Raw genomic sequence first — 9,635 nt, forward strand, 5'->3', positions numbered from 1 at the left:
ATTTTACTGATGATAGGTAAAAAAGTGATTGTAGTTTTTATCAGTATTTATACTCATAACATAAGTGACACGCTCCCAACGTGATAATACCGTCCGGCATGAATAACGGATGTCAGGAAGAAGGAATAAGGAAGAAGAAGGAAGTTCGGCAACGGATTCGCTCGACGGATGTAACGGATGTCAAGAAGAAGGAAGAAGAAATAAGGAAGAAGGAAGAAGGGAAATGCAATTAAAGCAATGATTTCAGCAGTCAAGAATGTCGCCGGGAATTGGGCGCGGTTACTACTTCTTCCTTCTTGGTTCGGCTAGAGTTATGAAAAATTAATCGAACGGCATACAAAAAAATGGAAAAATGGTGTAATCTCCCACTTTTCAAAATTTTTATTTGTGTGCTGTTTTCTGGTTTTGTAACTCTTGTTCTTGCATCTGCAATAACTCGGGAACTGTTACGAAAATGTAGCCTTCCTTTCTCAATCGAGCAATAATATCAGGCAAAGCTTTTACAGTTCTAGATCGATTGCCACCGCCGTCGTGCATCAACACAATGCCGCCGGAATTTGCCTGCCTCATCACGTTGTCCATCAAAGATTCCGTAAGAGTGCGCCAATCAAAAGAATCAGCAGACCATATCACAACTGCATAATTTTTCTTTTGAGCGTAAGCTACCAATCCATTGTTTAAAATGCCTCCGGGCGGGCGAAACATCGATGTTTTGACGCCCGTCAACTCCTCAATTAAGGATGAAGTACGATCGATCTCGCGAGCTGCACCGTCTTCGTTATACTTAAGGTATTCGTGGTTCCAAGTATGGTTGCCGATCGCGTGACCTGCTGCTGCGACCTGTTTGCCAATTTCGGAATAAGTTTTCAGGTATCTTCCTACCCAGAAGAATGTAGCCTTAATATTGTTTTTCTTGAGAATATCTAGGATTTGTGTAGTTGTTGTCGGCCAGGGGCCGTCGTCAAATGTCAGGGCGATCGCCTTGTGCTGGGAGTCGAGTTTCGCGTGACTAATAGTTGTACCTTGAAACTGCGACGGTACGGCTGATTGAAAGCGGGTTTCCTGCAATTGGGCTAGAGCCTGTTGGGAAAATTCAACTCGATGCGCGATCGCCTCGGAGAACTTATTAATATTGAACATCGGCTGTTTTTCTTGCGAGTGGGATACCGCCAAGACTTGTGCCTGAATCGGTTCCAATCGCTGATTTGCCCGCAAGTTAATCGGCAACGTCACACCCAGCAAAAAACTTGCTGTAGCGGCCAGAAAAGCAACGATTAACGTTTTTCGCTGCCTCAACAACCGTTTCATTTTTGTCACGTCATTCTCTCCTTCACACCTTGCACAGTTAATTCTAGATTTTATGTTGATATCAAGTTAATCCACTTTAGAACAATACTTCGGAAAGTTTTTGATTGCCAACAGTAGAAGTAGGGTTCCAGGGCAATATGCTTGCACAGGACAACGCTGACTACAATCTCAAAACCTAATTTCAATTGTGCGGACTCGCGGCCTTGCTAAACCGGGTTTGGTTTCTTCGTAGATTTATCGTGACTGGCCGCAAAACTCGTAGAAACCGGGTTTCTAGCTACCTATGCGCGGGCAATGAAACTGTCGGAAGTATTGTTAGAAGATACTCTTCAATTAGATGGCACCTAAAGATGCTACTGCAAATGACCGATCGCGGGGAAGTCCGTCCGGATAAAAAAATTTAAGACTTCTTCGCCAGAAATCCCCTAACCCATGAAAACGCGGGATGCTTGAACTTTTTCCCCAGCTAGGGGGACGGCGCTCAAATCGGGTTAATGGCACGATATTCTTAGGGACTCAGGCCGCATCGGCCCGCGCCCCTACCTGACACTGCAAGTTGGTTTAACCGGATTTGATATGAGGCGATCGATCGCGCGCCCCCAGCGTCGTAAAATTAACTTTTAGGGCCGATTTTCTGTTTGTACAAGCCGACAATCCGATCGATAACTTCAGCAACAGTCAGATTGTCTGTTTGAATTTCCACAGCATCGGCCGCTTTGCGCAAAGGTGCAACCTCGCGGGTGCTGTCCTTTTCGTCCCGCAGGGCAATGTCTTGTTCCAACTGTGCCAAGCTAATATTAGCCCGATCGGTGTCTTTAAGTTCTAACAGCCGCCTGCGCGATCGCTCTTGTACCGAAGCCGTCAAAAAAATCTTCAGTTCCGCATCGGGAAACACGTTAGTGCCGATATCGCGGCCTTCTGCTATAATTCCGCCTTTTGTGCCGCAGCGCCGCTGTTCCTCCACCAGAAACTGTCGCACGGCGGGAATTGCCGCCATTTCCGAGACGCGGGATGTCACTTCCAAACTGCGAATTGCCTCGGTTACGTCTTCGCCGTTAATCTTCAACATCTTTGATGCGGGATCGAGGTTGTATTCTAAATAACTGGAACTGATTAATTCGGCGATCGCGCATTCGTCGGAAATCGGCGTATCTGTTTTCAATGCCAGCCAAGTCAGCGCCCGATACATCGCGCCGGTATCCAGATAAAACAAGTTAAGAGCTGTTGCTGCAAGGCGAGTTACAGTAGATTTGCCAGCTCCCGCCGGGCCGTCGATCGCCACAATTGGCCGCCGATTCCTAAGAATTATATTGTCAATCAAGCGAGTAGAGCCGACTCTGGCTGCCACGGCTAAAAGTCCTGCTGTTTCCACAACCTGCAAGGGCGTCAAAGTGTCGGGATCGACGAGTTCGGCGTATTCGAGCTTGACTGCTGGCTCTCCTGCAACTGCTGCGCGCGCGGCAGCGAGTGCGGCCGGCGCGGTGCGATCCCCTGAAGCAAAAGTTTCCGAAGCTTGTTGCAGTGCGCGGTAGAGTACGGAGGCTTGCTGTTTTTGCTCTGGTGTTAAATACTGATTGCGAGAACTCATTGCCAGTCCCGACTCTTCGCGGACGATCGCACCAGCGACAATCTCTACAGGCAAGTTCAAATCAAAGACCAGCTTCCTAATCATTGCTAGCTGCTGGGCATCTTTCTGACCGAAATAAGCTTTTGTCGGCTGCACCAAACTCAAAAGTTTAGTCACAATTGCCGCGACGCCCTGAAAATGACCGGGCCTCGACTTGCCGCACAAAACCGATGTCATCGCCGGCGGCGGTACTACTTGAGTTAATGATGAAAGGTGAATCTCTATATGTTTTTGGGCGGTTTTCTCTGTTTCTGTGCGATCGACTGCTTGGTTGCCGAACATTTCGGTTGCTGAGGGAGCAAAAATGACATCAACCCCAGCTTGTTCGCACAACAGCCGGTCTTGCTCGAAATTCCGAGGATAATCTTGAAAATCTTCTGTCGGCCCAAATTGCAGCGGGTTGACAAAAATGCTGACCAGGGCGATCGCATTTTCTTGCCTTGCCCGCTGGATCAAGCTTAGATGCCCTGCGTGCAAAGCTCCCATCGTCGGCACCAAACCGACTGTCACATGAGGTGCAGCAGACTTTTGTGAATTTAAGTAGCAGCGAAGTGCTGCAATGGTAGTAAAGAGGCGCACCGGTAGAATCTCCTGAAGGCATTCGGCAGAATACAGAATTTATTTGTCAGAATTTGTTCGATCTGACCTCTTGCACCGATATTAGCAACAAGCTCGCGTACAAGAGAGCGGGACTATGGCGACGAGTGCAAGATGTGAGTTTTATTCTAGTTTCTGCCTTCTACACTTCGGATAAATTTTGTATTCTGCCTTAGAGTACCGTTCAGCGTCCAACTGTTGTTTGCTGCTGCGGTTCTATCACTTCGATTTCCACTCTCGCAACGCCGCTGCTCATCATTCCCAGCACGCTGGCGGCACCGGCGGACAAGTCAATGAGCCGATCGCCCACATAGGGGCCGCGGTCATTAATGCGGACGACTACGGTGCGGCCGTTGTCGAGGTTTCTCACCATGACTCTAGTTCCGAAGGGCAAGTGGCGGTGGGCTGCGGTCAAATCATTTTGATTGAAACGCTCGCCGCTGGCGCTGAGGTTGCCGTCAAATCCCGGGCCGTACCAGGAAGCCCAGCCGCTGAGGCGCACTTGAACTGGGCCCAGAGACAGCACGGGGGATTCTGGCTGGGGTTGGCCTGCGACTTCTTGCAGGGGTGGGGCGTTGCCCAGAAGGCGGCGGAGGCGATTGGTTGCTTGCAGGGCGTCTCGGCTAAAGTTGCTGGTGGTGTCCGGGAGGATGGTTTCGGCGTTGATGTTTACCAAGTCCTCACCGTTTGCCTGGATAATGTAGCGATCGCCTTTTTCCCACTTAACGGTAATGCTGTTCGGATCGATGTTGTTGCGGGCTAGCTGGTTGAGTCTTGCTGCTAAGCTCGATGCCCGCCACACGGGATCGGGTTCTTGGGTGCGGTCGTTGCTGGCAATGTTTCCAACTTTGGGATTTTCTTTGGCGCCCGCTACTTGCATCTGACTGCTAGCACCGGCTTTGCTGTCGCCAGTTTCTCCCAAAAGCGTGTTTTTTTCCGGACTGGCGTTCACAAAGGTGATGACTGGAATGTTTCGCACGTAGACTGTCGCTGCTTGTCGCCCGTCCAAGTCGTGGGGCTGAATTTTGGCGATCGAGTCTCGGTCAATGTCAGCTCTTGCTTGGTACTGATACTGTCCGACTTTTTGTGCTTCGACCTGAGTCGCGTTTAACTGCGGGGACGGTTCGGTGGAAATTACTTGCTTAGAAGCCTGAGAGTTTTGCTTGCCGGCACCTGTTGCTTGTGCGTGACAAGAGGATGCCGTTCCTACCACAGGAACTAACAGGACAGCGAGTAGAGCACCAACAAATTTTTCCTTCATACGTCCATTTTTGTGAAGAGCCATTGCCAACCGAGATTGGAGGATTGGCCGTTTGGCGGCGGGCGTCAAGGATTTCTCTCTTGCCCTTCGCCATTCCCCCGTGAGTCAAGGCAAAGTATCGGGGTGCGTTTTTGCTTTAATGCTTCAGCCCAAATAAATTTGGCTGAAATTTCCCTGACACTTGACAACTCATACTCGATTCGCAATTTGTGTTTTGTTCACGAACTGCAACAGACTACCACAAACTTTTGCGGTTGGGGATCGCTGCGATCGCGATTTTCACCAAATCTTCATTAAATTTTCTCAGAACTCTCTATCATAAAATCCTTTAGTTCTAGTGCTTACAGCCGTTTCAGCCATTCCTGAAAAATTTACAAAATTTTACACAAATTTATTGTTTTTTGTGGGCTGCCAAATGGCTAGTGTGAAAAAAGCTGTTTGTCAACTGTTATGGGAATAAACTAAAAATTAGAAATCGATTTGGCGGACTTATGGATTATCGAGAAGCAGGTGTGGATGTTGAGGCGGGCAGAGCTTTTGTCTCGCGCATCGGGAGTATGGTCAAGAGCACGCACCGATCGGGTGTTTTGGGCGGATTCGGCGGGTTTAGCGGTTTTTTCAGCGTCCCGGAGGGTTTAAAAGAGCCGGTGATGGTTTCGGGTACTGATGGCGTTGGGACTAAGTTGAAATTAGCCCACAATCTTGATCGGCACGACACGGTAGGTATCGACTTGGTGGCGATGTGCGTCAACGACGTGCTGACATCCGGGGCCGAACCCCTCTTTTTTCTCGATTATTTGGCGACGGGAAAGTTAAATCCCGAACAATTAGCTGCGGTGGTGGCCGGGATTGCTGACGGTTGCAAGCAAGCGGGCTGTGCTTTGCTAGGAGGGGAAACGGCAGAAATGCCCGGTTTTTACCAAGCGGGAGAGTACGATTTGGCGGGGTTTTGCGTGGGAATTGTCGAAAAGAGCAAATTGTTGGACGGTTCGCGGGTGCGGGTGGGAGATGTGGCTGTGGGGCTGGCGAGTTCGGGCGTGCACAGCAACGGTTTTAGTTTGGTGAGAAAAATTGCGGGCGATTGGGGTTTTGATTGGCATTCCCAACCCGAACAGTTAGGCGGCAAAAGTTTAGGAGAAGTGCTGTTAACTCCGACTACAATTTATGTTAAACCAGTTCTCGAAGCAATTAAGAGCGGTTTAGAAATTCACGGCATGGCTCACATTACGGGCGGCGGTTTGCCGGAAAATTTGCCACGCTGTTTGGGGACAAATCAATCTGTGAAAATTGACAGCAATAGCTGGCCAAATTTGCCTATTTTCCAGTGGATTGCTGAAGCCGGCCAAGTTGCAACAGCAGATATGTTCAATACTTTTAATATGGGGATTGGGTTTGTGCTGTTGGTCGCTCCCAGGGAAGTAGAACAGGCTGTAAAATGGTTTGAATCTCAGGGAATTGGTGCTTGGGCGATCGGCGAAGTAATTGAGGGGAACGGAGAATTGATAATGGGCTTCGATTAATTTTAATTGAATGAATATAAAAAAAAATCCTTTTTTTTTATGGTTAAAAGCTTGACTCTAAGCATTCAATAAAGTACAATCAAATAATGGGAGTGGTAGCAAAATTTAAATTTAAGCTACCACTCCCATTATCTAAAACATACCACAAAAATTCCCAAAAAGTCAATAGGTAATAGTTTCTTTTTTTAGGGCGGATTTTTCAACAATATTGTCAGAAACTCTGTTTATTGAACAATACTTTAACCAACTTTAATTTGTATTCGTGACTTTTAATATGGGCATTGAGTTTGTAGTGTTGGCCGATCGCCCAAAAGTAGAACAGGCTGTTAAATAAGCTGTGGGTGATGACAAAACTACTGGCAACTTGGGCGATTGGGTGCGGTTGAATTTCGATACTAGCTTTACTGGAACTGATGGTTTGAGAACGCGGTTGCAAGCAAGAAACAACGGTCAGTACGATCGCCCTATTGGCACTCCCATGACTCGCACCAACTTTGACGGGGATAGCGGCTCTCAAATCACCCTCGATAAACAATGTTAAAAGTTGTGCATTGCGGAGATTTTTTAAATATAAGTTAGTGCACAATGATCTATCTTTAGCCCTGGGCGTATTAATACATTTATAACCGGGTTTTTTACCCTTGTTAAAGGCTAATTATGCAGTTTGTTTGTCCCTCAAACCCGGTTTATGGCAACCCATGCCTCCAGGAGGATATCTTCCTTTACAAGGGTGACTTGATTCCGATTTGTGGTATATTTTCTGGGCGAGGGGATTTTTTAGGACAATGTTCGATATGAAACGTTTAAAATTAAAATCAATGCTGGCTGCGGCGATCGCGATCGCCTTTTGCTTAATTGCGATCGCCAGCTACGCCCAAGCCAACAAAACTTTAACACTTGCGACTTCCCCAGACTACCCGCCCTATGAATTTAAAGATACGGCTGTTAGCGGCAACGAAATCATCGGTTTTGACATCGAAATTGCCAAATATATTACTAAAGAATTGGGGTACAAGCTGAAAGTAATTGGCATGGATTTTAACGGCTTAATTCCCGCTTTGCAGGCGGGAAGAGCCGATTTTGTGATGGCTGGAATGACTCCCACAGCAGAAAGGAAAAAAAATGTTAATTTTTCTGACCTTTACTACGAAGCTCAAAATACAATTGTCGCCAATAAAGGCAGCAACTTGACCAAAGCTGAAGATTTAGCGGGGAAAAAAGTAGGCGTTCAACTCGGAAGCATTCAGCAGGAAGCTGTGAAAAAAATGACCGGGGTGCAACTGGTTTCTCTGAATAGGATTCCTGACATCATTCAAGAAATTAAATCGAACCGCATCGCGGCGGGAGTGATCGAGGATACTGTTGCTACGGGTTATGCAGCAGCGAACCCGGACTTGGAATTTAACACAATCCCGAATACTGAAGAAAGCGGTTCGGCGATCGCCTTTAGCAAAGGTTCGAGATTAGTTCCAGAATTCAACCGAGTCCTCCAGCAAATGAAAGCCAGCGGTCAAATTAAGCAACTAGCTACTAAGTGGTTTTCTCGACCAATTCAGCAAGAACCCGCTCGAGCAAATCAGCCTGCGGTATCGTCCAAGTTCGGGTTAGATTTTGGCAAGATCTTGCCGAGTTTGCCTTATATTTTGTCCGGGATTGGGGTAACGCTCACTTTTACCTTGCTGTCGGCATTTCTCGGATTTATCTGGGGAATCGTGCTGTCTCTGTTTAAGATTTCTAGCATTAAACCGCTGTTCTGGTTTGCCGCTGCTTACACCTCTATTTTTCGAGGAACGCCCCTAATATTGCAGTTGACTTTAGTTTATTTTGCAACGCCGCAGCTTACGGGCTATAATATATCGGCGCTGCAAGCTGGCGTGATTACTTTTTTCCTGAATTCTGGGGCTTATATTTCCGAAACAATCCGCGCCGGAATTCAAGCCGTAGATAAAGGTCAAAAAGAAGCTGCCGAATCGCTTGGTGTTCCCTACAAACTGATGATGGGCGATATTATCTTGCCGCAAGCGTTGAAAAACATCTTGCCTGCATTGGTGAATGAAAGTATTGCTTTGCTGAAGGATTCAGCTTTAGTTTCAGTAATTGGCGTAGAAGACTTGCTGCGCCGCGCTACAATTGTGGGAGCAGAAAAGTATATTTACTTTGAACCTTTGATATTTGTCGGCGCAATTTATTATTTGATGGTGCTTAGTTTAACTTGGGGGGCCAATGTACTCGAACGCAGACTCCAAACTAGCAGTTAAGGTCGATCGCCTGTATAAATCTTTTGGCAATCTGAAGGTTTTGCGCGAGATAACTACTGAGATTCATACAGGAGAAGTGATTGCCATTATCGGCCCTTCGGGGTGCGGCAAGTCTACTTTTTTGCGGTGTTTGAATTTACTGGAAATTCCGACTTCTGGACACATATACATTGACGGAGTGGATATTACTTTGCCGAAGGCAGATATTCTGAAAATCCGCCAGAAAGTGGGGATGGTTTTTCAGCATTTCCACTTGTTCCCGCACATGACTGTGCTGCAAAATGTGATGTATGCGCCTGTAAAGGTGAAGCAGGTTGCTAAGAATGAGGCGCGTCTGAAGGGGTTAGAATTGCTGGAAAAAGTGGGTTTGTCAGATAAGGCTGAGGTTTATCCTTCTAAGCTTTCGGGGGGACAAAAACAGCGGGTGGCGATCGCCCGCTGTTTGGCTATGGAACCGGAGATTTTGTTGATGGACGAACCGACTTCTGCACTCGATCCAGAAATGGTTAAAGAAGTGTTAGATGTGATGAAAGCTTTGACGAAAACGGGAATTACAATGGCAATTGTAACTCACGAAATGGGTTTTGCGCGGGAAGTCGCCCACCGGATTTTGTTTTTGGATGGCGGAAAGGTGGCGGAAGATGTGCCACCGCAGGAGTTTTTTAGTAACCCTCAGTGCGATCGCGCCAAGCAATTTCTGGAAAAAATGCTTTAATTCATATAATAATTAGAGTTTTTAACCGCAGAGGACACAGAGTTAGAGGAGAAAGAGACAGTTGCGGTAGAGTGCGTCAGGTTGGAGGTGCTCGATCGCCACGGAAAGTATAATAATGTCGATCCGATGATTAACTTGGTAATTTTGTTAGAAAAAGGAGAGAATTCTTTGAATCACCTGGGTATTAAAATCTTTCGGAAAGCGGTCTCTTTCCTGAGCGTGATCGAGAAAGAAAGTCTTGGGATAATAAGCAAGACAGGCTTCCATCTCGCTAATAGACCTCTTGCAAAATAATTTTATGATATAATGAAAAGTTTTGCTGAGAGTTGATTGAATCCCAACTCCTAAC

At 46.9% G+C, this 9,635-nt stretch carries 8 protein-coding genes and 1 pseudogene; 5 read left to right on the forward strand and 4 right to left on the reverse strand.

Annotated features, from left to right (window positions below; translation table 11 throughout):
• The first annotated feature begins 109 nt into the window (after positions 1–109).
• The gene (locus QUA54_RS32960) at positions 110–241 is read left to right on the forward strand and encodes a hypothetical protein (protein WP_333419081.1); all 132 of its coding nucleotides are present in this window, start codon (positions 110–112) and stop codon (positions 239–241) included.
• Between the two features lie 140 nt (positions 242–381).
• Here the strand turns inward: QUA54_RS32960 and QUA54_RS32965 are convergent, their stop codons facing one another.
• The 3 genes from QUA54_RS32965 to QUA54_RS32975 form a co-directional block, all read right to left on the reverse strand.
• Positions 382–1,308 carry a polysaccharide deacetylase family protein gene (locus QUA54_RS32965; RefSeq protein ID WP_333419094.1) on the reverse strand — a complete coding sequence of 309 codons (927 nt, stop codon included), beginning with the start codon at positions 1,306–1,308 and terminating at the stop codon, positions 382–384.
• A 613-nt stretch (positions 1,309–1,921) separates the two neighbouring features.
• Positions 1,922–3,514, reverse strand: coding sequence for a bifunctional pantoate--beta-alanine ligase/(d)CMP kinase (locus tag QUA54_RS32970; RefSeq protein WP_333419083.1), 1,593 nt, complete (start codon positions 3,512–3,514; stop codon positions 1,922–1,924).
• 202 nt (positions 3,515–3,716) lie between these two features.
• Positions 3,717–4,817 carry a septal ring lytic transglycosylase RlpA family protein gene (locus tag QUA54_RS32975; RefSeq protein WP_333419084.1) on the reverse strand — a complete coding sequence of 367 codons (1,101 nt, stop codon included), beginning with the start codon at positions 4,815–4,817 and terminating at the stop codon, positions 3,717–3,719.
• A 467-nt stretch (positions 4,818–5,284) separates the two neighbouring features.
• Here QUA54_RS32975 and purM point away from each other — a divergent pair, with 467 nt between their 5' ends.
• From purM to QUA54_RS32995, 4 genes are all read left to right on the forward strand, one after another.
• Positions 5,285–6,313 (forward strand): phosphoribosylformylglycinamidine cyclo-ligase, encoded by a 1,029-nt coding sequence (purM, locus tag QUA54_RS32980; protein ID WP_333419086.1) that lies wholly within the window; start codon positions 5,285–5,287, stop codon positions 6,311–6,313.
• A gap of 337 nt (positions 6,314–6,650) precedes the next feature.
• Complete coding sequence (locus tag QUA54_RS32985) at positions 6,651–6,854, forward strand: hypothetical protein (RefSeq protein ID WP_333419088.1); 204 nt, start codon at positions 6,651–6,653, stop codon at positions 6,852–6,854.
• Positions 6,855–7,107: 253 nt separating this feature from the next.
• Positions 7,108–8,571, forward strand: coding sequence for an ABC transporter substrate-binding protein/permease (locus QUA54_RS32990; protein ID WP_333419090.1), 1,464 nt, complete (start codon positions 7,108–7,110; stop codon positions 8,569–8,571).
• On the forward strand, positions 8,537–9,286 hold the full coding sequence (locus QUA54_RS32995; RefSeq protein ID WP_333419092.1) for an amino acid ABC transporter ATP-binding protein: 750 nt from the start codon (positions 8,537–8,539) through the stop codon (positions 9,284–9,286). The genes QUA54_RS32990 and QUA54_RS32995 overlap by 35 nt, the downstream gene beginning before the upstream one ends.
• A 147-nt stretch (positions 9,287–9,433) precedes the next feature.
• Here QUA54_RS32995 and QUA54_RS33000 read toward each other — a convergent pair.
• A pseudogene (locus tag QUA54_RS33000) lies at positions 9,434–9,635 on the reverse strand (hypothetical protein); the annotation flags it as partial.

This window comes from Microcoleus sp. MOSTC5 (assembly GCF_036701825.1).
GTDB lineage: Bacteria > Cyanobacteriota > Cyanobacteriia > Cyanobacteriales > Microcoleaceae > Microcoleus > Microcoleus asticus.